The organism is Trichococcus sp., assembly GCF_055118575.1.
The window spans coordinates 19625-45610 of record NZ_JBSQPW010000010.1; the positions used below are offsets into that span (position 1 = coordinate 19625).

The following is a 25986-nucleotide window of genomic DNA, read 5'->3' on the forward strand; positions in this document are numbered from 1 at the left end:
GAGGCAAAAAGCTGTTGGTGAAGCTTTTTGCCTTCATTCATAGTTAGAAGACAGGGGGATTTACAATGAAAGACTTTCAAAAAAAAGTGATTTATCAGCTTTATCCAAAATCATTCAAGGATTCCGATGGCAACGGTATCGGTGATCTCCAAGGGATCATCAGCAAAGTGCCCTATTTGGCGGAGTTGGGCATCGATATGATCTGGATGAATCCGATCTTCGTATCCCCGCAGATGGACAATGGATATGACATCACTGATTATTATGCCATCGATCCTGTTTTCGGCACGATGGCGGATTTTGAAGAACTCATCGGGAAGCTGAAGCAGCACGGCATCGAAATCATGTTCGACATGGTGTTCAACCATACATCAACGACGCATGAATGGTTCCGGAAAGCCTTGGCGGGAGACAAAGAGTACCAGGATTACTACATCATCCGCGATCCGAAAGAAGACGGCAGCCTGCCGACCAACTGGGATTCTAAATTCGGTGGAGAAGCTTGGGCGCCGTTCGGGGACACCGGCAAATACTATCTGCACCTGTTTGACGTCACGCAGGCGGACCTCAATTGGCGGAACCCGAAAGTGCGCGAGGAACTGCAGAAAGTCGTCAATTTTTGGCTGGAGAAGGGCATCAAAGGCTTCCGTTTCGATGTATTGAACCTGATCGGCAAGGATGTTACATTGGTCGACAGTGAAGGCAGCAATGAAAAGAGCCTCTACACCGATCGACCGATTGTCCATGATTACATCCATGAGCTGAATCAAGCCTCTTTCGGTACGCTGGAGGACATCATCACGGTCGGCGAGATGTCTTCGACCACCGTCGAAAATGGGATCCTCTATTCGAATCCGGAAAGGAATGAATTGTCGATGATCTTCAGCTTCCACCATCTGAAGGTGGATTACAAAGATGGTGAAAAGTGGACGGATCATCCGTTCGATTTTCTTGATCTGAAACGGATCCTGAACGAATGGCAGGCCGGCATGTCGGATGGGCAGGGCTGGAATGCATTGTTCTGGAACAATCATGATCAGCCGCGCGCCAATAGCCGCTTCGGTGATCCGGAGCGGTATCCTTTCGAGACGTCTTCGATGCTGGCGCAAACAATCCATCTGTTGCGGGGCACGCCGTACATCTATCAGGGCGAGGAAATCGGCATGACCAATCCGGATTACGACGATATCAGCGTTTATCGGGATATCGAATCGCACAATGCCTACCGTGATTTGAAACTGGCTGGTTTGACGCACCAGGAGGCTATGCACATCATCAAACAGAAATCCCGCGACAACAGCCGGACGCCTATGCAATGGGACAACAGCAAGCACGCAGGCTTTACGACCGGCGAGCCTTGGTTGCAGGTGGCGGGCAACTATCCGGAAGTGAACGTCGAAAAGGAGCTCGCGGAAGGCAAAATTTTCCGTTACTATCAGGAGTTGATCCGCATCCGCAAAGAGTATCCGGTCATTTCGGACGGTTCCTATGAGGGGATTCTCCTGGACGATCCCGAGGTATTTGCTTACATCCGGGAGAATGATGAGGAAAAAGTGTTGGTTCTGAACCATTTCTATGCCGGCGATTACACAATCAGCCTTCCGGAAGAATGGGCAAATCGGGATACAGCTGTTCTGATAGGCAACTATGAGCCAAGATCGCTGGCTCCATCCTTCACGCTGAAACCATACGAAACTATCGCCTTCAGGATAACCAAATAAGCACAAAAGAAATGGTCGTCTCATTAGAGAGGGCCATTTCTTTTGTGCTACAGTAGGAAAGTATAAAATTTTTCGAATTGAAAAGTGCTTCACCGTAGGTGTTTCACAGGTTTCCAAAATATTTCATGCGATCAAATTTGATGGCCAGCTTCTCCGGTAAGACGCTTGCTTACAGGAGAACAGCGGTAACTGTCGATGTGAACTCCGACGAAGCGGGGCTTATAGGATCTGGCAAGAAAAATGTCGGCCAGAATCCGGCGAGCCACCCTTTCACCGGAGCAGAACGGTGAACGAAGGCGATGAAGGATGATTACACAGAAAGTTACCGGATAACGCCAAAAAGCCGCCTCAAAAATGAGACGGCCCGGTATTTTTGTTGTTTGGCAATCGTATCGGCAATTCACAGTTGCTCAGGACAGGGTGCGTTTTTCGCCGTCAAGATCGATGATCGGCTGGATGTCCTGCACATATTCAAGAGTTCCCATGTAGCTGCCGTCGTCATCCCTAACGGCGCGGTAGGTGACGAGGATGAATTTGCCCATCGCACGGAACCACATCGATTCGCTTTCTTTAGCACCGGATTTCAGGTGAGCGAGCAGTTTCGTGACAATCGGCAGGCTCTTTGGTGGGTGGCAGTTCAGCACATCGCGGCCGATTGCGCTGCTGGTGCGCTTGAAGAATTTTTCTTCGCCATTGTCATTGTAGTAGCGCACGATGTTGTCGGCATCGACAAAAGTCAATTCCAGAGGGATGTTGTTCAGCATCTTTTCCAACTGGTGCGGTGTCAGATGCCCGGTTTCGAAGTTTATGTAAGAAGTGTTCTCACCTTTCTCAGCTTCAATTGTTTCACGTGAAACAATTGGAAGGGAACGCTCCGGTATCCATTTTGACTCCGGTTTGACGATGCAATAGCCGATTTCTTCGGATTCTTTGGCAATCTGCAGCCAATGATCCTCATTGAAGATGTCGATGATCATCGGCAGGAGGATGTCCTCTTCTTTCGTGATCATTTCCGTCATTTCATATTTCAGATCGGAGAAGACTTTCGGGATCTCGTCGAAGGCGTCGTTTTGCAGCAGGCTCTTGAACTCCTTATACATGGCGCGGATATCGTCATCGACACCCCACATGACTTTCGGCGGGGCTGTGATACCTTTATTCTCCATGATCGGGAAGATGGCGTATTCTTTACGAGCATAGTGTTTGTCAAATTCGCCGAGCAGAGCCAATTGTTTCTGGAGGCCATCCTTCAGGCTGGGCTCTTTTGTTTCCAAGTAGACGTCCAATAGCTTGCTGAGCTTTTCCAGTGTGTTTTCGATGGCCAAATTTTCCAGTTTCATGACTTGGATCGGATGCCCGGCATTCTGTTGTTCTGCTGAAGTGGTGTAGACCGCTTCGATGGATCCGCCGAAGAGTGAGGCGTGTACGTTGCAGAGTCGTTGGATGTCTTCCGCATCGATTCCTTTGCCCATCAAACCTTGCTCCATGACGGAAATTTCGTAGGCGCTGACGCCTGTGAAATGTTTCTTGAAGTCGGCTTGTACCGCGTCCCAGTCCTCTCCTCTATGCAAGCGCAGGATAAGGCTTTGCAGAATGTCTTGGCGTTCCTGAAATTCTGTTGAACCCATACGGGCAATCCCGCCGGATGGTGCTGCGGATGCTGTTGCTTCGTTTGGAGCAACAGCTGCTGACGATGCCAATTCCTTCACGCTGAATCCATTTTTTGCCAATGCTTCGACGAATGCTTCTTCAGGGACTTCGTTGCGCTTGAGCGCTTTCCCGATTGCCATGATCCGGCCGGCAGTGTTCAGCATCTTGTCGCTTCGCAACGGTTCGAAGCCCAGACTGATGATGACTTCCCTGATTTCCGGATACTGCTTCACCAGATTATAGACGGTATCGTTCAAACTGATTTCCTTCATAAAGATGATCTCCTCTATGGTAAATTTGTGAAATGTTTCCTTTAGTTTTCGTACTGGCTTTATTATACTTGAACGAAGCTGTCCTGTGCCACAGCATTCGTGGATTGCAGCGATAGTTAGGGTAATGCCTTAGAAAGCGGTTGTGCTATAATGAAGACAACTAAGACAGAAGGTGGGAATATATATGAGAAAGAAAGTTTCGAACCTGATGGTAGCTTTGCTCGTGCCCCTATTGGCTTCCTGCAGTCTCTTTGGAGGATCTGATTCCTCATCCGATTCTTCGGCTGTCAGCAGCGTGTCCTCTTCCGAATCCAGTTCATCAGATAGTGGCTCGGCTTCCTCGTCATCTTCCGAACCCGTAGACACAGCGACAATCGAGGCTTATTATCCGTTCAGCGCATCCGTATTCACTAAATATTTGGGCGAAGGGAATGAGTATGCTTCCTTCACGGTTTATCCGCAATACATCGAAGGCAACCGTATGCAGATCACTTCCAACAACGGAGGCACCCAGATTGTGACGGTATTGGAACTGGCTGATGGGGAACTCAAGGAAGTATTCACGCGTCCGGAAACTTACTTCAGGGAAAACATGCTGGAAAAAACAGCAAGCGGCGATGCGGCCAACCAGTTGGATATTCTGTTGAAGGAGCCTTTGGAAGTCGGTAACAGTTGGGTGAACGCGAGCGGCATCCCTTCCGAAATCACGAATCTGACGGCGCCAATTGAAACACCAATGGGGAATTTCGAAGCGCTGGAAGTGACGACGACGTATGAAGCCTCCACCACCAAGGACTACTACGTAGAGGGAATGGGCTTGGTGAAACGAGTCACGGATCTTGGGGATGACATGGTTGTCTCTTCCAGTCTGGAAGCCCGCGACGAGAACGTTCCGGAAACGCAACAGTTGCGCGTCTTTTACCCCGACAGCGAGCTGATGGGGTTGGATGCAACAAGTATCTCATTATCCTATGCGACCAATGAGGTCACCCGCACCATTCTGGCGGAAGCGCTGAAGAACGTACCGGAGGCGCCAGGGGGTAGTCTGATCGGACCGAACGTTTCCATCAACAGCTTATCCTTGAGTGATGACGGGCGTGTCTATGTGGACTTCTCGCAGGAATTCGTTTCCGAGATGAATGCCGGGACATCGGCTGAATCATTAATTCTGCAGGGTGTCGTCAATACGATCGGGGAATATTACGGCGTGCAGGAAGTCTACCTGACCGTAGCCGGAAACCCATATGAATCAGGCCATATCCTGATGGCCGAGGGAGACTATTTCACAGTCGATTATACGAATGTCAACGAGTAATCTGCCCTTTCCTGGGCAAAAAAAGCTGAAGCCGGTTTGGCTTCAGCTTTTTTCTTATAAACTATGTTTTCGGCGGGCGAATTCGACGAAGCGGAAGCGGTCCAAACGATGGCGCGACTCTGTGTACTGGAACAGACGGGTGTCCTCCAGATAGACTTCACTCTTGACGACGACGACATGGGTGTCATCCTTCAGATCCATCAGCTTATGATCTTCCCGAGTAGCCGCCTCCACGACGAATTCCTTTTTGGCATAAGCGATATTCAGGCCCAATTCATTCTCCAAGTACGCATAGATGGAGTTTTCAGCAGCTTCGGAGGGGATTTGCTCGATGATATCATGGAAGAGGTAATCCTTGTCCATGATGACGACTTTCCCGGAAATTTTGCGCAATCGGATGAGTGAAATCACTTCGCAGCCTGGATCCACCTTCAGGTTTTCGGCAAGGAAGTCTGGAATGCTCTCCAGCTTATTTTTGATGACGATTGTTTCATTGGGGATTTGTTGGGAGTCCTGAAGTTCTTTGAAACTGGTGAGCCCGGAAACGGGGAAATTGAAGCGTCTGATGTCCAGCACGATGGAACCTTTGCCTTGCTTCTTTTGGATATAGCCACCCTCCAGCAACAGAGCCAAAGCCTTTCTGATTGTTTCCCGGGAAACCTTATAATGCTCCGAAAGGGTCTTTTCACTAGGCAACAGAGATCCAGTTTCGAATTCTGCGTGTTCGATCTTTTTTCGCAGATCCATATAAATATCAAAAAATTTATTCATGAATATCATTCCTTCTGTAAGTGGATGTGTTTATTGGAAATGAATAATTAAGTTGAAGAAAACCTGTTTAATAATATTATTCTATTTTATTTTATGAAATAAAAACAGAATTAAATCTGAAAATACTCAAATTTTACTTTGTAAGGGTTTCCATATCATTATTTTATCATATTGTTGCCATTTAAGGGGAGAAAGAGTTGGTTTTTGAACAAAAAATCAAGCGTTCTTTCGAAGCAAAATATGGGTATTGGCTCTCTTGATTGGAATTAAAATAGATTATTTCCGAACGAAACCATCACTTTTTCCCAAAAACGTTTGGAATAATGAGAGATGATGTGCTATATTAAAAATGAAAAATTGATAATGGGGGAAAAATGGATGAATACGGTTGTTTCTGTCGTAATGGGTAGTACTTCTGACTGGGAAACTATGAAAGAAGCTTGCTTGATACTGGATGAATTCGGTATCGCTTATGAAAAGAAAGTCGTTTCGGCTCACCGGACACCGGACTTGATGTTCACCTTTGCTGAACAAGCAAGGGCTGCGGGAACGAAAGTCATCATCGCCGGCGCAGGCGGGGCAGCACACCTTCCGGGCATGATCGCCGCGAAAACGACCCTTCCGGTCATCGGCGTTCCGGTCCAATCGCGCGCATTGAGCGGAATGGATTCCTTGTTGTCCATCGTCCAGATGCCGGGCGGTGTTCCGGTTGCGACGGTGGCCATCGGCAAAGCGGGCGCAATCAATGCCGGTCTGCTGGCTGTACAGATCCTTTCGATCGAAGACAAGGACTTGGCCGATCGTTTGGAAAAGAGACGCGAAGATTTAAAACAAAAAGTGTTGGAAAGCAGTGAAGACCTTGTATAAAATACTGAAACCAAATGACGTCATCGGCATCATCGGCGGGGGACAACTCGGGCGCATGCTGGCGCAGTCCGCCAAGCGGATGGGCTTCGCCGTCGGGATTTTGGATCCGGGCGAAAATTGCCCGGCGGCCCAAGTAGCGGATTGGCACATCCAGGCGTCATACGCTGATGCGGCTGCTTTGCGCGAATTGGCCGAAAAATCCGATGTCGTGACCTTCGAATTCGAGAACATCGATGCGGCAGCCCTGCAGGAAGTGGAAACATTGTCCAGCATTCCGCAAGGCAGCGCAATTTTGACGATCACGCAGGACCGCATCAAGGAGAAGGAATTCCTTCAGTCCGCCGGCGTACCGATTGCGCAATTCGCGGTAGTCGAAAATGCGCAGCAGTTGGATGCGGCCATCGGGAAAATCGGCTATCCGAGTGTATTAAAAACGACTCGTTTCGGGTATGATGGTAAGGGACAGGTCGTCCTGAAATCGGAAGCGGACAAGGAAGCCGCGCTGAAACTGGCAGCGGACAGCATCTGCGTTTTGGAGGCTTGGGTTCCGTTCACCAAAGAGCTTTCGGTCATGATTGTGCGCAATCAAAAAGGCGAAGCGACGGTGTTTCCGGTCAGTGAAAATATCCACATCAATAATATTCTGCACGAATCGATCGTGCCGGCCCGCGTCACTCCCGCGGTAGCCGAAAAAGCCAACAAAGCGGCCCAACAGATCGCCGATGCGCTTGAGTTGGTTGGTACACTGGGTATCGAAATGTTCCTGGCAGCGGATGACACAATCTTCATCAATGAGTTGGCGCCGCGCCCGCATAATTCGGGCCATTACACAATCGAAGCAATGAACGTTTCCCAGTTTGATGCTCATATCCAAGCAGTCGCCGGATTGCCGATGCCGACAGCGCGGCAATTGTCGCCTGCTATCATGGTCAATATCCTTGGACAGCATATGGAAGGCACGATTGCACTGCGGGAAGAAAAAGCGGATTGGTTTTTCCATTACTATGGCAAAGCGGAATCACGTACAGACAGAAAGATGGGACATATCACCATTTTGACGGATGATCAAGAAGCAACTTTAACAGAAATAGACAACACCCGAATCTGGAACGGAGGAACAATTTAAAATGATTACACGTTATACACGCCCTGAGATGGCTGAAGTTTGGTCCGAATACAATCGTTACAAATGCTGGTTGGAGGTCGAAATCCTGGCTGATGAAGCTTGGGCTGCCTTAGGCGAAATTCCTGCAGAAGACGTGGCCAAAATCCGCGCGAATGCAACTTTCGACATAGACCGTATCCTGGAAATCGAAAAAGAAACCAGACATGACGTAGTGGCGTTCACACGCGCCGTTTCCGAATCTTTGGGAGAAGAAAGAAAATGGGTCCACTATGGCTTGACGAGTACCGATGTGGTCGATACTGCCTACGGATACCAATTGAAGCAAGCCAATGATATCCTGCGCAAGGATCTTCAGAACATGCTGGAAATCATCGGCAACAAAGCGAAGGAACATAAAAAGACTGTCTGCATGGGCCGTACGCATGGTGTGCACGCAGAACCTACGACCTTTGGATTGAAACTGGCTACGATGTATTCTGAAATGAAACGCAACATCGAACGCTTCGAACATGCTGCTAAAGGCGTTGAAGCAGGAAAAATCAGCGGTGCAGTTGGCACTTTCGCAAACATCCCGCCATTCGTGGAGGAGTACGTCTGCGAAAAATTGGGCACAAGACCGCAAGAAATTTCGACACAGGTGCTGCCGCGCGATCTGCATGCTGAGTATATGGCAACACTTGCTCTGATTGCGACAAGCATCGAACGCTTCGCGACAGAAATCCGTGGATTGCAGAAATCGGAAACCCGTGAAGTCGAAGAATTCTTCGCGAAGGGTCAAAAAGGTTCTTCCGCTATGCCGCACAAACGCAATCCGATCGGTTCCGAAAATATGGTAGGCCTTGCCCGCGTCATCCGTGGCTATATGGTCACGGCTTACGAGAATGTCGGCTTATGGCATGAACGCGACATTTCCCATTCTTCAGCGGAACGGATCATCCTTCCTGATGCAACGACATTGTTGAACTACCAATTGAACCGTTTTGCGAACATCATCAAGAACTTGACCGTGTTCCCTGAAAACATGCTCCGTAACATGAATGCGACATTCGGCTTGATTTACAGCCAGCGCGTACTGTTGAAATTGATCGACAAAGGCATGAGCCGTGAAGAGGCTTATGACTTGGTACAGCCGAAGACTGCCCTTTCATGGGATAATCAGACCGATTTCCGTCCATTGGTGGAAGCGGATGAAGCCATCATGGCAAAATTAACGAAAGAAGACATCGATGATGCCTTCAACTATAACTATCACTTGAGCCACGTCGATGAAGTATTCGAAAGACTCGGTTTAGGTGAATAAAGGAAAGGCTGGGACTACGGTTCTGGCCTTTTTCCGTACACCGGAAGCTTTGAAAACAGGGAAGAAAAACCGGGATTTATTTCAATTTTCATGAAAACCCCATTGACAAGCGGGTGGCAGATGATACAATATAAACGAATGAATTAGACGTTTATGCAAATTAATGTTCGGATTTAGAAAGGGACGGGAACGATGGAAAGAAAAGAATTGCTGTATACTGGGAAAGCTAAAAAGATGTATGCTACAGATCAGGAGAATGTCCTTTGGGCAGAATACCTAAATCAGGCTACCGCATTAAACGGCGTAAAGAAGGATACTATCGAGGGCAAAGGCAGACTCAACAACCAGATCACAGGCCGCATCTTCGAGTATCTTGCTGAAAAGGGTATCGCGAGCCATTATATCCAAGAACTATCAGAAACCGAACAATTAGTAAAAAGAGTCACAATGTATCCATTAGAAGTGGTAGTCCGTAATGTATCCGCAGGAAGCTTCGCGAAACGATTCGGCATGGAGGAAGGCATCGACTTGCCGTTCCCTGTTTTGGAATTCTATTACAAAGACGATGCGCTCAATGATCCTTTCATCAATGATGCCCATGTGCAAGTTCTGGGAGCGGCAACGGATGAAGAAGTTGCCGAAATCAAGCAACAAGCGCTAAAGATCAATGCAGCGTTGATCGAGATGTTCAAGGCGATCGGCATCCGCCTGATCGATTTCAAAATCGAATTCGGAAAGACAGCTGAGGGTGAAATCATCCTGGCTGATGAAATCTCACCGGATACGTGCCGCCTTTGGGATATCGAAACGAACGAACACTTGGACAAAGACATCTACCGCCGTGACTTGGGGGATCTGATCCCGGTCTACGTGGAAGTGCTGGACCGTCTGAACAAAATGTAAGCCATCCGAATGCAAGCGAAGAATAAAAATTAAAAATTAAAAAATAAAAAAACAGAAGCGAGGAATTTTCAGATGTATAAAGTAACCGTGTATGTAACGTATAAAGACTCAGTATTGGATCCGCAAGGGGAAGCCGTGAAGGGTGCCGTCCACCGTATGGGCTACCCAACGATCGAAGATATCCGTATCGGAAAATATTTTGAAATCCAAGTTTCCAAAGATGAAGAGAACGTTGAACAAGTCATCGAAGAAATCTGCGACAAATTATTGGCGAACGTGGTCATGGAAACTTACCGTTACGAAATCCAGGAGGTTGAAGCTTAATGAAATTCGCTGTCATCGTTTTTCCTGGATCTAACTGTGATTTAGATATGTATGCAGCCATTAAAGATATTCTTGGAGAAGATGCAGAGTATGTGCAACATTATGAAACAAGCCTAGAAGGTTTCGATGCTGTCCTATTGCCCGGCGGATTCACATATGGAGATTACTTGCGTACGGGTGCAATCGCACGCTTTTCAAATATCATGGGCGAAGTCGTCCGTTTCGCTGAAGAAGGCAAGCCGGTATTCGGCACTTGCAACGGATTCCAAATTTTGGCTGAAGCCGGCTTATTGCCTGGTGCTTTGCGCCGCAATGATACTTTGAAGTTCGTCTGCAAACCGCAGGATCTGAAAGTCGTGAATGCCGATACGCAATTCACTTCCCTCTATAAAGAAGGCGAAATCATCTCTGTTCCGATCGCACACGGCGAAGGCAACTACTTCTGCGATGCAGAAACTTTGGCTGACCTGAAAGCCAACAACCAAATCGTATTCACTTATGCCAACGGCAACCCGAATGGCAGCATCGAAGACATCGCCGGCATCATCAACAAAAAAGGCAACGTCTTGGGCATGATGCCTCACCCGGAGCGTGCTGTCGAAGCTTTATTGGGTTCGGCTGACGGCCTGCGCCTGTTCCAATCAATGGTTGAAAATTATAAGAAGGAGCTGAACAAATAATGGCATTTTTAGAACCAACGCCAGAACAAGTAAAAGAGTCCAAAATTTATCGTGAATGGGGTCTGACAGACGAAGAGTACGGCACAATCTGCGATAAAATTTTGCACCGTTTGCCGAATTATACTGAAACTGGCCTGTTTGCCGTTATGTGGAGCGAACACTGTTCTTATAAAAACTCAAAACCAGTCCTGAGAAAATTCCCTACAACCGGCCCGCAAGTATTGCAGGGACCTGGTGAGGGCGCGGGTATCGTGGACATCGGCGATGGCCAAGCTGTCGTTTTCAAAGCGGAAAGCCACAACCACCCGTCTGCTGTCGAGCCTTATGAAGGCGCAGCTACCGGTGTGGGCGGGATCATCCGCGACATCTTCAGCATGGGCGCACGCCCGATCGCGATCCTGGACTCTTTGCGTTTCGGCGAATTGGATAATGAGCGCACGAAACACATCTTCGAAGAAGTCGTTGCCGGCATCAGCGGTTACGGCAACTGTATCGGTATCCCGACTGTCGGCGGCGAAACGGTCTTCGATCCTTGCTACAGGGGCAACCCTTTGGTCAACGCAATGTGCGTCGGCTTGATCGATCAAAAAGATATGCAAAAAGGTCAAGCTGCCGGAGTCGGCAATTCGATCATGTACGTAGGTGCAAAAACCGGCCGCGATGGTATCCATGGCGCCACTTTCGCTTCCGAAGAATTCAAGGAAGAAGAAGAAGCCCAACGTTCGGCTGTCCAAGTAGGCGATCCGTTCATGGAAAAATTATTGATGGAAGCTTGTTTGGAATGCATTTATGACTACTCCGACGCTTTGATCGGTATCCAGGATATGGGTGCTGCCGGATTGGTCTCTTCCAGCTCGGAAATGGCTTCAAAAGCAGGCAGCGGCTTGCTGTTGAACCTTGATGATGTTCCGCAACGCGAAACAGAAATGACACCTTATGAGATGATGCTTTCCGAGTCGCAAGAGCGTATGCTTTTGTGCATCAAGAAGGGCGAAGAGCAACGCATCGTCGACCTGTTCAAAAAATATGAATTGGATGCAGTCGTGATCGGTGAAGTTACCGATGATGGCATGTACCGTCTGTCCCATGCAGGTAAAATGGTTGCAGAACTTCCAGTTGATGCTTTGGCTGAAGATGCACCGGTCTACTACAAACCGACTGCAGAGCCTGCCCGCATTGCTGCCTTCGCGGCTATGGAAAACTACAAACCGATCTTCACATCGGCACAGGATACTTTGGTGGCTCTATTGCAACAAGCGACGTTGGCTTCCAAGAAGAGCGTCTATGACACATATGATTCCATGGTCCGCACCAGCACTGTTGTAGGACCAGGAAGTGATGCTGCAGTTGTCCGCGTCCGCGGCACCAACAAAGCGATCGCAATGACAACGGATTGCAACGGCCGTTACCTGTATCTGAACCCGGAAATCGGTGGACAGATCGCTGTAGCCGAAGCTGCCCGCAATATCGTTGCCAGCGGCGGAAAACCATTGGCGATCACAGACTGCTTGAACTACGGAAATCCTGACAAACCAGAAATTTTCTGGGAACTGAGCACTTCCGCGGACGGCATCTCTGAAGCTTGCCGCCAATTGGATACGCCTGTCATCTCAGGTAACGTATCCCTTTATAATGAAACTGACGGCGAAGCGGTTTATCCGACACCGATGATCGGTATGGTCGGTCTGATCGAGGATCTTGCGCATGTCACTACGCAAGCCTTCAAAACTGCAGGTGACCGCATTATCCTGATCGGCGAAACTAAAGCTGATTTCAATGGTTCCGAACTGCAAAAAATGGAATTGGGCAAAATCGAAGGCAAATTGATGGACTTCGACTTGGCTGTCGAAAAAGAGAACCAAGCGAATGTACTGAAAGCCATCAAAGCCGGTCTGATCGCAAGTGCGCATGACCTATCCGAAGGCGGCTTGGCTGTCGGCTTGATGGAGAGCGTTTTTGACACTGGCCTAGGCTTCGACGTGACGGTTGATATGGATAAAACGTTGTTGTTCAGCGAAACGCAATCACGTTTCATTTTGACCGTGAAACCTGAAAATGTTGCCGCTGTTGAAGCGATCTTCGGATCAGCTGCAAAACAAATCGGTACCGTGACTGCTGACGCTGTCGCAAAAATTGCTGCCGAAAACGAAACAATCACTTTGGACGTAAAAGAAGTACAAACGAAATGGGAGGAGGCTATTCCATGCTTGCTGAAACAAAAAGCTTAAACGAAGAATGTGGCGTATTCGGCATTTGGGGAGACGACAATGCCAGCCAGTTGACTTACTTCGGTTTGCATAGCTTGCAGCACCGCGGACAAGAGGGTGCAGGAATAGTTTCATGTGATGAAGGAAAATTGTTGGTTCACCGCAATCTTGGTCTGATCAGTGAAGTCTTCAAGGACAGCGCTGATCTGCAGAGGTTGACCGGTAACCGCGCCATCGGCCATGTGCGTTACTCCACTTCCGGCCAGAACAGCATCGAGAATGTGCAGCCGTTTTTGTACCATTTCTATGATATGGACATCGCCATCTGCCACAACGGCAACTTGGTGAATGCCAAAACATTGCGCCGCAATCTTGAGGAAAATGGCGCCATCTTCCATTCGACTTCGGATACGGAAGTGCTGATGCACCTGATCAGACGCAGCCAGAAAGACAGTTTGATCGAAAAAATCAAAGAGAGCTTGAATCAGGTGAAGGGCGGCTTCACTTATATCCTTCTGACAGAAGAGAAAATGTTCGGTGCCGTCGATCCGAATTCATTCCGTCCGCTTGTCATCGGCCAATTGCCGAATGGCGCGTATGTGATGGCCAGCGAAACGTGTGCCATCGATACGATCGGAGCTGATTTTGTCCGCAACGTCAATGCCGGCGAACTGGCGATCATTGACGACAACGGCTTGACGATCGAAAAATATACGGATGACACAACCATTTCCATCGCTGCGATGGAGTACATCTACTTCGCGCGTCCGGATTCCAATATTGCCGGTGTGAACGTGCATACAGCGCGCAAACGGATGGGAACGCGTTTGGCTATCGAAGCACCTGCAGTGACTGCCGATATCGTCATCGGTGTGCCCAATTCTTCCTTGTCCGCGGCGAGCGGATTCGCGGAAGAGAGCGGCACGCCTTACGAAATGGGACTGATCAAGAATCAATATGTCGGACGTACGTTCATCCAACCGACGCAGGAACTGCGCGAATTGGGCGTTAAAATGAAATTGTCCGCCGTCAAAGGGGTTGTCCAAGGCAAGAGCGTCGTCATGGTGGATGATTCCATCGTGCGCGGGACCACCAGCAAACGCATCGTGACTTTATTGAAAGAAGCGGGAGCCAAAGAAGTGCATGTCCGCATCTCTTCCCCGCCACTGATTTACCCAAGTTTTTACGGCATCGACATAAGCAAATCGGCTGAACTGATTGCCGCTAAAATGACAGTAGATGAAATCTGCGACTATATCGGTGCAGACAGCTTGGCTTTCCTTAGCCAAGAAGGCCTGATCGATTCAATCGGATTGAAATTTGATATGCCGTATTCAGGCTTGTGCATGGACAGCTTCAACGGGGACTACCCGACCGGGCTGTATGACTATGAAGCGGATTACGTGAACAATATGACAGCTATCCAAAAAGAGAATCTAAAGGGAGGACAAGTTTGATGGAAAACGCATATGCAAAAGCGGGTGTGGATGTCACAGCCGGTTATGAAACAGTTAGCCGCATCAAGAAACACATCGACCGCACGAAACGTCCAGGCGTTTTTGGCGAAGTCGGCGGATTCGGCGGAAACTTTGACCTTTCTGAATTGAACTACAAAAAACCTGTGCTTGTATCGGGTACGGACGGTGTCGGCACGAAGCTGATGCTGGCCATCGAAGCCGGAAAATTCGATACAATCGGCATCGATTGTGTCGCAATGTGCGTCAACGACGTCGTAGCGCAAGGCGCAGAACCCCTTTATTTCCTTGATTATGTAGCTGTCGGGAAAAACCGTCCCGAAAAACTGGAGCAGATTGTTGCCGGCGTAGCTGAAGGCTGCGTCCAAGCAGGGGCTGCCTTGATCGGCGGAGAAACAGCCGAAATGCCTGATATGTACGATCCGGAAGATTTCGATCTGGCTGGATTTACGGTAGGGATTGCGGAAAAAGATGCTTTGTTGTCACCGGCATTGATCAAAGAAGGAGATGTATTGGTTGGCTTGCCTTCATCAGGCATCCATTCGAACGGCTACTCCTTGGTGCGCAAAATCTTCTTCAAGGACAATGACTACAAATTGGCCGACAAAGTGGAAGGCATCGAAGACCAAGAATTGGGCGACGTTCTGTTGACGCCTACAAGAATCTATGTGAATGCCATATTGCCGTTGATCAAAAAACAACTGCTGCATGGCGTTGCCCACATCACAGGCGGCGGGTTCGTCGAAAACGTGCCGCGCATGCTTCCGGAGAACGTCCAAGCGGAAATCCAATTAGGCAGCTGGCCTGTCTTGCCGATCTTCCAAGTGATGGAAAAAGTCGGAAACATCCCGGCTCTTGAAATGTACGAAATCTTCAACATGGGCATCGGCATGGTATTGGCGGTCGCTCCTGAAAACTTGACGGAAGTGCTCGGCGTTCTGACTGAGAACGATGAAAAAGCCTACGTGATCGGATCCGTGGCTGCAAAAACATCAGAAAAAGAGGTTATCCTGAAAGAGGCTCAAGCATGAGGATAGCTGTCTTTGCTTCAGGAAACGGCTCGAATTTTCAAGCCATCGCCGAAGCCATCGCTTCAGGCGGAGTGGATGCGACGATCGCTTTCCTGTTCTGCGACAAGCCGAAAGCATACGCGATCGAGCGCGCCAATCAATTCAATATCCCGGTGATCTCCTTTACGCCGAAAGGCTTCGAGGATCGGGTCGCCTATGAAAATGAAATTTTGAAACATCTGGCTGAGGAAAAGGTCGACCTGGTTGTCTTAGCAGGCTATATGCGGATTGTCGGACCGACTTTATTGACGGCCTATGCCGACCGCATCGTCAACATCCACCCGTCCTTGCTACCTGATTTCCCGGGTAGGCATGGCATCCAGGACGCTTTCGAAGCAGGCGTTCCGGAGACAGGCGTCACCGTCCATTTCGTTGATGAAGGGGTCGATACCGGCCCGATCATCGCCCAGGAAAAAGTGGCGATCCTTCCGGAAGATACGTTGGAGACTTTGGAGACCCGTATCCATCAAGTGGAGCATCGGATTTTCCCGCAAGTGATCCAGCAATTGGCTCAAAAGAATAAAGGCTGACAAAATGGATGAGGACTCCGCGCTTGCGGAAGTCCTTCCTTTTGTTGAAGCCCATGAATCCATCATAAATTTAAGGAGTGACACACAGTGACAAGAGCATTGATCAGTGTTTCAGATAAAACAGGCGTTGTAGCATTTGCGCAGGCATTAGCAACAAAAGGAATCGAAATCATCTCAACTGGCGGAACCAAGAAGGCTTTGGAAGATGCAGGCGTTCCGACTATTTCCGTAGAGGATGTAACCGGCTTTCCGGAAATGATGGACGGCCGCGTAAAAACATTGCACCCGCTGATCCATGGCGGACTTTTGGGCAGACGTGATCTTGCGGACCATATGCAAGCCATGAAAGAGCACAATATTGCACCGATTGATTTCGTTGTCGTCAACCTGTACCCATTCAAAGAAACAATCAGCAAAAACGATGTGACTTTGGCTGATGCCATCGAAAATATCGACATCGGCGGTCCAAGCATGCTCCGCAGCGCGGCTAAGAACTATGCAAGCGTAACGGTCTTGACCGACCCGATCGACTACGAAAAAGTCCTTGCCGAATTGGAAGCAACCGGCGAAACGACTTTCGAGACGCGCCAAGCTTTGGCTGCAAAAGTGTTCCGTCATACAGCCAGCTATGATGCTTTGATCGCGCAATATTTGACAAATGTGGTCGGCGAAACCAAACCTGAAAAATTGACGTTGACCTATGATCTGAAACAGAGCTTGCGTTACGGAGAAAACGGCCACCAAACCGCGACTTTCTACCAAGAACCGCTGGCCGTACCGTTCTCGATCGCTAGTGCTGTTCAAATCCACGGAAAAGAGTTGTCCTACAACAACATCAAAGATGCTGATGCGGCAATCCGCATCGCCCGCGAATTTGATGAGCCCGCTGTGGTTGCCGTCAAGCACATGAATCCATGCGGCGTCGGCATCGCTGAAAACATCGACGAAGCCTTTGATCGTTGCTACGCAGCCGATCCAGTTTCCATCTTCGGCGGCATCGTGGTTGCGAACCGTCCTTTGGATGTGGCGACTGCTGAAAAATTGAACAGCATGTTCCTGGAAATCGTTTTGGCGCCAAGCTACACGGAAGAAGCTTTAGCTATTCTGTCCAAGAAGAAGAACATCCGTATCATGACTCTGGATTTCACAGCTGCAAAAGCCGGCGGCAAAGAATTTGTTTCCGTATTGGGCGGCATGCTGGAGCAGACACAGGACATCAACACAGAAGATGTGCCAGCTAATTGGGAAGTCATGACCGAACGTCAACCGACTGAAGACGAAATGAAAGCAATGGATTTCGCTTGGAAAATCGTCAAACACGTGAAGAGCAACGCTATCGTTTTGGCGAACAGCAAACAGACAGTCGGCATCGGCGCAGGTCAGATGAACCGCGTCGGATCCGTCAAAATCGCCATCGAACAAGCTGAAGCAGCCAACGCCATCGAAGGCGCTGTATTGGCGAGCGACGCTTTCTTCCCGATGAACGACAGCGTGGAATATGCTGCCAAACACGGCATTAAAGCGATCGTTCAACCAGGCGGCAGCATCAAGGACCAAGATTCGATCGAAATGGCAAACAAATACGGCATCACCATGCTGAAAACAAACGTAAGACACTTCAGACACTAAGATGTGATGAAATCCGTTCAGACCCTGAGCACTAAGAGGACAACCGCAGAGCGGGCGTTTTTTGCCCGTGAGCGGTTGTCAGCTTAGGCGGAGGGGTCTGGATTTCAGAACTCGATTAAAAAAGGATGTGATGAACCCCACGCTAGAAATCGAGCACTAAGAGGACAAACACTAAACGGGCGTTTTTTTGCCCGTGTGTGATTGTCAACTTAGGCGGAGATTTCTGGGGTTCAGAACTCGATTAAGAGACAAACGATGCACTGTGGTCGCAAGCGACCAAGTGTATCATGTCTCTAAGCGATTAACATCGCAAGAGCCATGACAAAATCCGTTTAGAGCCTGAGCACTAACGAAGTTCAGGACCAAACAGCCCGGTTTTGACTGGGTGGGCATGAACAGCGTTAGGCACTCAAACGTCACAGTGCGACGTTTGAGGTCTTTAGCATTTTGAGTACTGGCACTATTATCAAGCTTCATATAAAAGGTTGGAGGATCTAATAGATGAAACTTCTTGTAATCGGCAGTGGCGGACGCGAGCATGCCATCGCTAAAAAATTAACTCAAAGCCCGTTGGTGGAGACTGTTTACTGCGCCAAAGGCAACCCAGGGATGGCCCAGGACGGCATCACGTTAGTCGACATTGCGGAAAACGACCATCAAGGATTGGTTCAATTCGTCAAAGACAACGACATCGCTTGGACTTTCGTCGGACCGGAAATCCCATTGTTTGAAGGGGTAACGGATGTATTTGAAGCTGCTGGCCTGAAAGTCTTTGGACCTAGCAAAAAAGCGGCCGACCTGGAATGTTCGAAACAATTCGCAAAAGATCTGATGAAAAAATACGGCATCCCAACTGCAGCCTATGAGACATTCGAAGACTATGAAGCAGCTGTTGCTTACGTGGAAGCCAATGGTGTTCCGATTGTCATCAAGGCGGACGGTCTGGCAGCGGGCAAAGGCGTGGTTGTCGCGATGACGATGACTGAGGCACTGGATGCGCTGAACGACATGCTTCTGCAAGGTAAATATGCAGCCGGTAAGCCGAAAGTCGTCATCGAAGAGTACCTTGAAGGGGAAGAATTCTCGTTGTTCGCGCTGGCGAACGGTGCGAAGTATTACTATTCAGGCGTCGCACAAGACCACAAACGTGCCTACGACGGAGACAAAGGCCCTAATACGGGCGGAATGGGCGCTTATTCGCCTGTACCGCAAGTATCTGAAGCGATGATTCAAGAAGTGCTGGATACGGTCGTAAAACCGACTGTAGAGGCGATGGTGGCTGAGGGCATCCCATTCAAGGGTGTTGTCTACGCCGGCTTGATGATCACCTCCAAAGGGTTGCGCGTCATCGAATTCAATGCCCGTTTCGGAGATCCGGAAACGCAGGTCATCATGAACCAGATGGCTTCCGACTTGGCGCAAGTCATCGATGACATCCTGAATGGAAAAGATCCAGTCATCGAAATGTATACCGATCGTTACACGTTGGGTGTCGTTGTCGCCGCTGAAGGCTATCCGGAAGCGCCGATGAAAGATATCCCGTTGCCTGATCTGGATACGGAAAATGCGGACTGCATCGTCTATGCAGCAGGCGTGAAGAATGGCGAACAAGGTTTGTTGTCAAACGGCGGACGCATCCTGTTGATCGCTGGCCAAGGCGAAACGCTGCAGGCTGCGCAAGACAAAGCTTACCGTTACCTGAATGCAAATCCGATTGCGCATACGTTCTATCGTTCCGACATCGGCGCAAAAGCGATCCGTTTTACCGAAAAATAGCAAGTTGAGGGGGGAGGCTGCGGTCTCCCTCTTTGTATTTCAGCCTGGAAAAGTTATACTGAATCTGAGAGAACTATCCATTTGAGGAGTGAGCGATATGGTGAAAACATTGATCCACAGCGGAAAAGCCGGATTGGAAGGCTTGAAATGGGAAGAGCGTGCGGAACAGCCAGCAGGACCTTCCGAGATAAAAATAAAGGTCAAAGCAGCCGGACTGAACCATCGCGACCTGTTTGCCTTGAGTCAATCCCATGAGAAGCACCTTGTTGTCATCGGCTCGGATGCTGCCGGCATCGTGACGGCTGTAGGGGAAGAAGTGACGCGTTTCAAGGTCGGCGACGAAGTGATGCTTTATCCCGGCAGCGGTTGGCGCGAGAACAGCGACACGGCACCGGCAACTTTCACGATCCTCGGGAGTTCCGAACAGGGCGCGATGGCGGAGGAAATTGTCATTGCCGAAGAGAATGCTGTCCATAAACCGGCTCATCTGTCTTGGGAAGAAGCAGGCGTCCTGTCCCTTTCCGCGTTGACGGCTTACCGCGCCTTATTCACAAAAGGCGGCGTGTCGGAAGGCATGAAAGTCTTGATCCCAGGCATCGGCGGCGGAGTAGCCAACTATCTGCTGCAATTCGCCAAGGCCGCTGGAGCGATAGTGTACGTCACTTCCCGTTCCCAAGCAAAACTGGCGAAGGCGCTGCAGCACGGAGCCGACAGAGGCTTGCTGCACGATGAGGACTGGGTGGAAGCGATGGGTGGCGAAAAAGTGGATGTCGTCATCGAGTCGGTCGGAGCAGCCACTTTCGACAAATCGCTGGATGCGGTGCGCAGAGGCGGTACCATCGTGACTTTCGGATCATCGACGGGCGATCTGGTCACTTTCGATCTGCGGAAATTCTTTTATGGACAGTACACGCTGAAAGGTTCGACAATGGGCAGCTTCGAAGAGTATGAAGCGATGATCCGTTTTGTGGAGGAACATGAGCTCCATCCGGTAGTGGACGCCGTTTATCCGGCAGCGGATTTCAAAGCAGCCTTCCTGCGGTTGGAAAATGCCGAACAGACAGGGAAAATTGCTTTGCAGATCGGCTGAACCGCCTGTTGTTGGCCGGAGCTTTGTTGCGTACGGCCTATCTGATGATGAAATGAAAAAACGTCTGTTAAATGCTTGCATTGCGCCCGCATTGCTTGTATAATCGGCTAGAAATCTATTTAAAGTAAGCTGAAAAGAATATCCAATAGTGAACTGCAGTCAAAGTGCTTTTCCTCCCGCTTGAACGAAGGGGAGGAGTGGGCGCTTTTTTTGTACGCTGAAACAACCGAGAAAGGACGATAATGAATGATTATAAATGAATTTGATACCATCGCCGCCATTTCGACGCCGCCTGGAGAAGGGGCCATCGGTATTGTCCGTTTGAGTGGAGATCAGGCGATCCAGATAGCCGATGCCTTATACCGATCCGGGACGAAGCATTTGGCCGATGTCGCCACGCACACCATCAATTACGGGCACCTATATGATCCGCGCACAGGCGACATGATCGATGAGGTCATGGTGTCCGTTATGCACGGACCGAAGACTTTCACCCGCGAGGATGTCGTGGAAATCAACTGCCACGGCGGTGTCGTGAGCGTCAACCGGATTCTGCAGACGATTCTCCAGAACGGCGCCCGCATGGCTGAGCCCGGGGAATTCACGAAGCGCGCCTTCCTGAACGGCCGGATCGATCTTTCGCAGGCTGAAGCGGTTATGGACTTGATCCGTGCCAAAACCGATCGTGCGATGAATGTGGCGCTGCATCAGTTGGACGGCAAATTGTCCGGCATGATCCGCGATATCCGCCAGATTATCCTGAACACCTTGGCTGAGGTCGAAGTGAACATCGACTATCCGGAATACGATGACGTCGAAGAAGTGACGACGAAGCTGTTGAAGGAACGCACCATTGAAGTGCGTGGACATATCCAGCATCTGCTGGATACCGCCAAGCAAGGCAAGATCCTGCGCGAAGGCCTTCAGACAGCCATCATCGGCCGCCCGAACGTCGGGAAATCGAGTTTGCTGAACCGCCTGTTGCGCGAAGAAAAAGCCATCGTGACTGACATCGCCGGCACGACCCGTGATACGATCGAGGAATACGTGAACGTCAGAGGCGTTCCTTTGAAGCTGATCGACACGGCCGGCATCCGCGAAACGGATGACGTCGTGGAAAAGATCGGCGTCGAGCGCAGCCGCAAAGCTTTAGCTGAAGCGGATCTGATCCTGCTGTTGATCAATCAGAATGAAGGGCTGACGGAAGAGGACAAGCAATTATTGGAAGATACAGCGGACATGAATCGCATCATCCTGATGAACAAAATGGATCTGGAAGCTAATATGACGACAGCTGATCTGGAACCTTGGAGCGATCCTGAAAGAGTCATCGAAACCTCGATGCTGAGCGAAAGCGGATTGGATCAACTGGAAAGACAGATCACGAAGATGTTCTTTTCCGGGGAAACCGGCGAGAAGGACGCAACCTATGTATCCAACGTCCGCCATATCGCGCTCCTGAACGATGCGATGGATTCGTTGGATGAAGTGCTGAACGGTATCGCATCCGGCATGCCGATTGACCTCGTCCAAATCGATTTCACCCGTTGCTGGGACCTGCTCGGAGAAATCACCGGCGACAGCGTCCAGGACGAACTCCTCACCCAATTATTCACACAGTTTTGCTTAGGAAAATAACAGGATACGATGAATCCCGGGTAGAAATCGAGCACTAAGAGGCTAACCACAAAGCGGACGCTTTTTGTCCGTGTGTGGTTAGCAACTTAGGCGGAGATTTCTGGGATTCAGAGTTCAACTAAAATAATAACAACAAATAGATAGCACAAACGAAAGGAATGGAAAAATGAACAGATTTGAAGCTGGAAGTTTTGATGTGATTGTTGTGGGAGCTGGACATGCCGGATCCGAAGCGGCGCTTGCCGCTGCACGTATGGGATGCAGCACGATGCTGGTTACGATCGATTTGAACATGGTCGCCTTTATGCCCTGTAATCCATCCATCGGCGGACCCGCAAAAGGGGTCGTTGTAAGGGAAATTGATGCATTGGGCGGCGAAATGGGACGCAACATCGATAAAACATATATCCAAATGCGCATGCTGAACACAGGGAAGGGCCCTGCCGTGCAAGCATTGCGCGCCCAAGCGGATAAGGATGACTATGCCCACCATATGAAGCACACCATCGAAAAACAGGAGAACCTGTTATTGAAGCAAGCCATCGTGGAGGAATTGATCGTAGAAGACGGCCAAGTCAAGGGTGTCGTGACGCATACTGGCGCCGTTTACCGCGCTGGGGCCGTTGTCATCACAGCCGGAACCTCTTCCCGAGGAAAAATCATCATCGGGGACTTGGTCTACTCATCCGGACCGAACAACTCGCAGCCATCCATCAAGTTATCCGAAAATCTGCTTGATCTGGGGTTTGAATTGGCGCGCTTCAAGACCGGAACGCCGCCGCGGGTGATGGCTTCTAGCATCGATTATTCCAAAACCGAGGAACAACCCGGCGACGTTGAGCCAAATCATTTCAGCTTCCTTTCCAAAGATGAAGACTATCTGAAGGACCAACTGTCCTGCTGGCTGACCTATACGAGTCCGGAAAGCCACGAAATCATCCGCGATAATCTCCACCGCGCGCCGATGTTTACGGGTATCGTGGAAGGTGTAGGGGCGCGTTATTGCCCGTCGATCGAAGACAAAATCGTCCGTTTCAGCGACAAGCCGCGCCATCAGCTCTTCCTTGAGCCTGAAGGCCGCGAAAACGAAGAAGTCTATGTGCAAGGGTTATCCACCTCCTTGCCGGAAGATGTTCAGCTTGATCTGATCCGTTCCGTGCCGGGGATGGAAAATGCGCAAATGATGCGTACGGGTTATGCTATCGAATATGATGTTGTGAAACCCCATCAACTGCGTCTTTCCTTGGAAACAAAATTGGTGAAGAACCTATTCACTGCCGGTCAAACAAACGGCACATCCGGTTATGAAGAAGCCGCCGGACAAGGTATCATCGCCGGCATCAATGCCGCACTGGCTGTGCAAGGCAAAGAACCTTTCATCCTGAAACGCAGCGATGGCTACATCGGCGTCATGATCGACGATCTGGTCACCAAAGGAACAATGGAACCGTATCGCCTGTTGACTTCACGTGCCGAGTACCGTCTGTTGCTTCGCCATGACAATGCCGACTTCCGCTTGACCGAAATGAGCCGAGAAATCGGTTTGGTGACGGAAGAGCGCTATGAGACATACTTGGCGAAAAAACAGGCTGTCGAAAAGGAAATCGCCCGCCTCGAAAGCACGCGCCTGAAACCGACCGAAGAACTGCAGGCTTTCCTTGCGGAAGAAAACTCCGCTCCGCTGAAGGACGGCATTTTGTTCGCCGACCTGCTGAAGCGTCCGGAACTGAAGTATGAAGGTCTGATCGCTTTTGCTCCGCTTGAAGCAGCTTTGCCGAAAGAGGTCATCAAGCAAGTGGAAGTGCAGATCAAATATGCCGGCTACATCAAGAAAGCTGTCGAAAAAGTGGACAAGCTGAAGAAGATGGAAGAAAAACGCATTCCTGCGAACATCGATTACGATGCCATCAACGGAATCGCGAATGAAGCCAAACAGAATCTGAAGAAGATCCAACCGGAAACGATCGCCCAGGCAAGCCGGATCAGCGGCGTCAATCCAGCCGACATTTCCGTATTGATGGTCTACGTGACCCAAGGAAAGATCGCCAAAATCGCAGAATAAATTCAAAGAAGCAGAGCGCCTATAGTAACAGGCATTCTGCTTCTTTTTGTGCTTTAATCCAATAGAGTCGACTGACTATTCTCCCTTTTGGGAATCTGTTTTGTAAGGGATAGGTAGTTGTATAAAGCAAGAGTGATCAAAATGATTAACATTAAAAGATACCCATATTGCACTCCTGAAAAAAATGCCGATCCTTGGTAAACAGCAGGCGCCAACAAAAGTGCTGCCAGAAAGATGAGTTCCATTTCTAACAAAATCAGGATGTTCAGACCTTTAGATTTGAGTGAAAAAACATAGGTAAAGATAATTAAAAACACAAATATCAGCATCAGAAAATTATCCGAAAGGAAGCGAAAACCTGTTACAGGCAGAACGGTTAACGTTACTGGATCTGGAACCAGAATCCAAGGCATTAATAGAGTGCTCAACAAAAATACATACATTAAGGAAACTACGTTATTTTTAAAAAAATTCATTTCCAATCAGCCCCTTACTTCTAATGATATATGTTTACTATATCACAACATGTTCAGCAACCTGATATTAAGTGGATTTCTTAACCAGCTTCAGCAGTGTCTGATGAGGAGGGATTAAATTGGATTAAATTGGATTGCAAATGGGCCAATAAAAAATATAGTATAATGGAACGTGACCTGAACAAGGAAAGATAGGAGGGAGGGGCAGCGGATGCGTTACCATCATGAAATAATCGAACCGGATCGGGAACTTCCGGTGTTCTACATTTTCCACAACGAACGGAAGGATTCCGGCGTCCTGGCTCATTGGCACAAATCTTTGGAAATCAGCTACACGATGTCGGGGAAAATCAGCGCGTTCACGATCGATGGCACCGTCCACGAAACGAACACTGGTGACATCCTTGTCATCAATTCGAATGCGGTCCACTCCATCTGGGATGATCACAATCATACGAAAGCTTTGTCGCTCATTTTCCCTTATGACTTCATCAAAGCCGAGATACCGGACTATGACAAAAAAAGCTTCCTTTTGACGAACCGGATCGCCTTTACGGATCTGCAAAAGGAGAAGTTGGATGAATTGCGGGGTTTGCTGGACCGGTACTTTGTCGTGATGGAAAGTGAAGGGGCCGAAAAGAAGAGGCTTTTGCTGAAAGGGCTCATCTATCAAATCCTCTATCTTCTCGATGCGCACTTTTCTGTCCCGAAAACGGATAATAAAAGAGGCGTTGTGTCATTGCCGTTGATTGCCGCGATAACCGAATACATCGATGGGAATCTGGACAAGGATCTGGCTCTCGATAAATTGGCGGCGTCTTTCCATCTCTCCTACACGCATCTGTGCCGATTGTTCAAAAAGGAAACTGGCAGCACCATCCACAATCACATTGTCGAACAGCGCTTGAATAAAGCCGTGAAACTGCTGATGTTCACGGATAAAAATATCCGCTATATCGTGGACGCCTGCGGTTTCCCCAATCAAAAATCCTTTTCGTCGGCCTTCAAACACAAATACGGCATGACGCCGAAACGTTATCGGGATGAGAATAAGGCATAATTTGCCCATAATGATGGCACAAATCGCCCCTTTTTCTGCCGGAA

21 protein-coding genes are annotated in these 25986 nt (G+C 49.2%); 18 read left to right on the forward strand and 3 right to left on the reverse strand.

Translation table 11 applies throughout. The annotated features are described in order from the left end of the window. Positions 1 to 65 precede the first annotated feature (65 nt). Positions 66 to 1721: an alpha,alpha-phosphotrehalase gene (gene treC, locus ACTCCX_RS04030; protein ID WP_463274856.1), complete on the forward strand. Its 1656-nt coding sequence runs from the start codon at positions 66 to 68 to the stop codon at positions 1719 to 1721. 410 nt (positions 1722 to 2131) lie between these two features. Here the strand turns inward: treC and ACTCCX_RS04035 are convergent, their stop codons facing one another. Then, entirely contained in the window at positions 2132 to 3643 is a 1512-nt protein-coding gene (locus ACTCCX_RS04035) for a DUF438 domain-containing protein (protein WP_463274857.1), read from the reverse strand. Positions 3644 to 3827: 184 nt separating this feature from the next. On the opposite strand from ACTCCX_RS04035, the gene ACTCCX_RS04040 reads away from it, so the two are divergent. After that, complete coding sequence (locus ACTCCX_RS04040) at positions 3828 to 4958, forward strand: GerMN domain-containing protein (RefSeq protein ID WP_463274858.1); 1131 nt, start codon at positions 3828 to 3830, stop codon at positions 4956 to 4958. 54 nt (positions 4959 to 5012) lie between these two features. Here the strand turns inward: ACTCCX_RS04040 and treR are convergent, their stop codons facing one another. Then, entirely contained in the window at positions 5013 to 5729 is a 717-nt protein-coding gene (gene treR, locus ACTCCX_RS04045; RefSeq protein ID WP_463274859.1) for a trehalose operon repressor, read from the reverse strand. 378 nt (positions 5730 to 6107) lie between these two features. On the opposite strand from treR, the gene purE reads away from it, so the two are divergent. The 15 genes from purE to mnmG all read left to right on the forward strand — a co-directional run bounded on the left by purE (position 6108) and on the right by mnmG (position 24406). Further along, the gene (purE, locus tag ACTCCX_RS04050) at positions 6108 to 6596 is read left to right on the forward strand and encodes a 5-(carboxyamino)imidazole ribonucleotide mutase (protein WP_463274860.1); all 489 of its coding nucleotides are present in this window, start codon (positions 6108 to 6110) and stop codon (positions 6594 to 6596) included. Then, positions 6580 to 7722 carry a 5-(carboxyamino)imidazole ribonucleotide synthase gene (gene purK / locus ACTCCX_RS04055; protein WP_463274861.1) on the forward strand — a complete coding sequence of 381 codons (1143 nt, stop codon included), beginning with the start codon at positions 6580 to 6582 and terminating at the stop codon, positions 7720 to 7722. Before purE ends, purK begins: the two co-directional genes overlap by 17 nt. A 1-nt stretch (position 7723) precedes the next feature. Further along, positions 7724 to 9022, forward strand: a complete 1299-nt coding sequence (gene purB, locus ACTCCX_RS04060; RefSeq protein WP_463274862.1) for an adenylosuccinate lyase — start codon at positions 7724 to 7726, stop codon at positions 9020 to 9022. Between the two features lie 192 nt (positions 9023 to 9214). Further along, positions 9215 to 9925, forward strand: coding sequence for a phosphoribosylaminoimidazolesuccinocarboxamide synthase (gene purC / locus ACTCCX_RS04065; RefSeq protein ID WP_463274863.1), 711 nt, complete (start codon positions 9215 to 9217; stop codon positions 9923 to 9925). 72 nt (positions 9926 to 9997) lie between these two features. Then, positions 9998 to 10249, forward strand: coding sequence for a phosphoribosylformylglycinamidine synthase subunit PurS (gene purS, locus ACTCCX_RS04070; protein WP_068562113.1), 252 nt, complete (start codon positions 9998 to 10000; stop codon positions 10247 to 10249). Continuing rightward, positions 10249 to 10929 (forward strand): phosphoribosylformylglycinamidine synthase subunit PurQ, encoded by a 681-nt coding sequence (purQ, locus tag ACTCCX_RS04075; protein WP_463274864.1) that lies wholly within the window; start codon positions 10249 to 10251, stop codon positions 10927 to 10929. Before purS ends, purQ begins: the two co-directional genes overlap by 1 nt. Then, positions 10929 to 13157, forward strand: a complete 2229-nt coding sequence (gene purL, locus ACTCCX_RS04080) for a phosphoribosylformylglycinamidine synthase subunit PurL (RefSeq protein WP_463274865.1) — start codon at positions 10929 to 10931, stop codon at positions 13155 to 13157. Before purQ ends, purL begins: the two co-directional genes overlap by 1 nt. Continuing rightward, positions 13133 to 14593, forward strand: a complete 1461-nt coding sequence (gene purF, locus ACTCCX_RS04085; protein ID WP_463274866.1) for an amidophosphoribosyltransferase — start codon at positions 13133 to 13135, stop codon at positions 14591 to 14593. Before purL ends, purF begins: the two co-directional genes overlap by 25 nt. Continuing rightward, positions 14593 to 15642: a phosphoribosylformylglycinamidine cyclo-ligase gene (gene purM / locus ACTCCX_RS04090; protein WP_463274867.1), complete on the forward strand. Its 1050-nt coding sequence runs from the start codon at positions 14593 to 14595 to the stop codon at positions 15640 to 15642. Before purF ends, purM begins: the two co-directional genes overlap by 1 nt. Then, the gene (purN, locus tag ACTCCX_RS04095) at positions 15639 to 16211 is read left to right on the forward strand and encodes a phosphoribosylglycinamide formyltransferase (protein ID WP_463274868.1); all 573 of its coding nucleotides are present in this window, start codon (positions 15639 to 15641) and stop codon (positions 16209 to 16211) included. Before purM ends, purN begins: the two co-directional genes overlap by 4 nt. An 87-nt stretch (positions 16212 to 16298) precedes the next feature. Continuing rightward, positions 16299 to 17840 (forward strand): bifunctional phosphoribosylaminoimidazolecarboxamide formyltransferase/IMP cyclohydrolase, encoded by a 1542-nt coding sequence (gene purH, locus ACTCCX_RS04100; RefSeq protein ID WP_463274869.1) that lies wholly within the window; start codon positions 16299 to 16301, stop codon positions 17838 to 17840. Positions 17841 to 18341: 501 nt separating this feature from the next. Then, a complete protein-coding gene (gene purD, locus ACTCCX_RS04105; RefSeq protein WP_463274870.1) occupies positions 18342 to 19616 on the forward strand; it encodes a phosphoribosylamine--glycine ligase in 1275 nt (424 codons plus the stop codon). A gap of 97 nt (positions 19617 to 19713) precedes the next feature. Beyond that, the gene (locus tag ACTCCX_RS04110; protein WP_463274871.1) at positions 19714 to 20706 is read left to right on the forward strand and encodes a zinc-binding dehydrogenase; all 993 of its coding nucleotides are present in this window, start codon (positions 19714 to 19716) and stop codon (positions 20704 to 20706) included. Positions 20707 to 20952: 246 nt separating this feature from the next. Continuing rightward, on the forward strand, positions 20953 to 22344 hold the full coding sequence (gene mnmE, locus ACTCCX_RS04115; protein WP_463274872.1) for a tRNA uridine-5-carboxymethylaminomethyl(34) synthesis GTPase MnmE: 1392 nt from the start codon (positions 20953 to 20955) through the stop codon (positions 22342 to 22344). A 166-nt stretch (positions 22345 to 22510) separates the two neighbouring features. Next, complete coding sequence (gene mnmG / locus ACTCCX_RS04120; RefSeq protein WP_463274873.1) at positions 22511 to 24406, forward strand: tRNA uridine-5-carboxymethylaminomethyl(34) synthesis enzyme MnmG; 1896 nt, start codon at positions 22511 to 22513, stop codon at positions 24404 to 24406. A gap of 53 nt (positions 24407 to 24459) precedes the next feature. On the opposite strand, the gene ACTCCX_RS04125 is transcribed toward mnmG, so the two are convergent. Next, positions 24460 to 24882 (reverse strand): hypothetical protein, encoded by a 423-nt coding sequence (locus ACTCCX_RS04125; protein WP_463274874.1) that lies wholly within the window; start codon positions 24880 to 24882, stop codon positions 24460 to 24462. 211 nt (positions 24883 to 25093) lie between these two features. Between ACTCCX_RS04125 and ACTCCX_RS04130 the strand changes: the two genes are divergently transcribed. Next, positions 25094 to 25942 carry an AraC family transcriptional regulator gene (locus ACTCCX_RS04130; protein WP_463274875.1) on the forward strand — a complete coding sequence of 283 codons (849 nt, stop codon included), beginning with the start codon at positions 25094 to 25096 and terminating at the stop codon, positions 25940 to 25942. Positions 25943 to 25986: the final 44 nt, after the last annotated feature.

What these genes read in the sequence shown, in the direction of transcription:
- ACTCCX_RS04110 (WP_463274871.1), top strand. Translation starts at nt 19,714, where the DNA reads ATGGTGAAAACATTGATCCACAGCGGAAAAGCCGGATTGGAAGGCTTG.
- purC (WP_463274863.1), top strand. Translation starts at nt 9,215, where the DNA reads ATGGAAAGAAAAGAATTGCTGTATACTGGGAAAGCTAAAAAGATGTAT.
- ACTCCX_RS04040 (WP_463274858.1), top strand. Translation starts at nt 3,828, where the DNA reads ATGAGAAAGAAAGTTTCGAACCTGATGGTAGCTTTGCTCGTGCCCCTA.
- purN (WP_463274868.1), top strand. Translation starts at nt 15,639, where the DNA reads ATGAGGATAGCTGTCTTTGCTTCAGGAAACGGCTCGAATTTTCAAGCC.
- mnmE (WP_463274872.1), top strand. Translation starts at nt 20,953, where the DNA reads ATGATTATAAATGAATTTGATACCATCGCCGCCATTTCGACGCCGCCT.
- purM (WP_463274867.1), top strand. Translation starts at nt 14,593, where the DNA reads ATGGAAAACGCATATGCAAAAGCGGGTGTGGATGTCACAGCCGGTTAT.
- treR (WP_463274859.1), bottom strand. Translation starts at nt 5,729, where the DNA reads ATGAATAAATTTTTTGATATTTATATGGATCTGCGAAAAAAGATCGAA.
- purD (WP_463274870.1), top strand. Translation starts at nt 18,342, where the DNA reads ATGAAACTTCTTGTAATCGGCAGTGGCGGACGCGAGCATGCCATCGCT.
- purE (WP_463274860.1), top strand. Translation starts at nt 6,108, where the DNA reads ATGAATACGGTTGTTTCTGTCGTAATGGGTAGTACTTCTGACTGGGAA.
- mnmG (WP_463274873.1), top strand. Translation starts at nt 22,511, where the DNA reads ATGAACAGATTTGAAGCTGGAAGTTTTGATGTGATTGTTGTGGGAGCT.
- purL (WP_463274865.1), top strand. Translation starts at nt 10,929, where the DNA reads ATGGCATTTTTAGAACCAACGCCAGAACAAGTAAAAGAGTCCAAAATT.
- treC (WP_463274856.1), top strand. Translation starts at nt 66, where the DNA reads ATGAAAGACTTTCAAAAAAAAGTGATTTATCAGCTTTATCCAAAATCA.
- ACTCCX_RS04130 (WP_463274875.1), top strand. Translation starts at nt 25,094, where the DNA reads ATGCGTTACCATCATGAAATAATCGAACCGGATCGGGAACTTCCGGTG.
- purF (WP_463274866.1), top strand. Translation starts at nt 13,133, where the DNA reads ATGCTTGCTGAAACAAAAAGCTTAAACGAAGAATGTGGCGTATTCGGC.
- purS (WP_068562113.1), top strand. Translation starts at nt 9,998, where the DNA reads ATGTATAAAGTAACCGTGTATGTAACGTATAAAGACTCAGTATTGGAT.
- ACTCCX_RS04125 (WP_463274874.1), bottom strand. Translation starts at nt 24,882, where the DNA reads ATGAATTTTTTTAAAAATAACGTAGTTTCCTTAATGTATGTATTTTTG.
- purQ (WP_463274864.1), top strand. Translation starts at nt 10,249, where the DNA reads ATGAAATTCGCTGTCATCGTTTTTCCTGGATCTAACTGTGATTTAGAT.
- ACTCCX_RS04035 (WP_463274857.1), bottom strand. Translation starts at nt 3,643, where the DNA reads ATGAAGGAAATCAGTTTGAACGATACCGTCTATAATCTGGTGAAGCAG.
- purB (WP_463274862.1), top strand. Translation starts at nt 7,724, where the DNA reads ATGATTACACGTTATACACGCCCTGAGATGGCTGAAGTTTGGTCCGAA.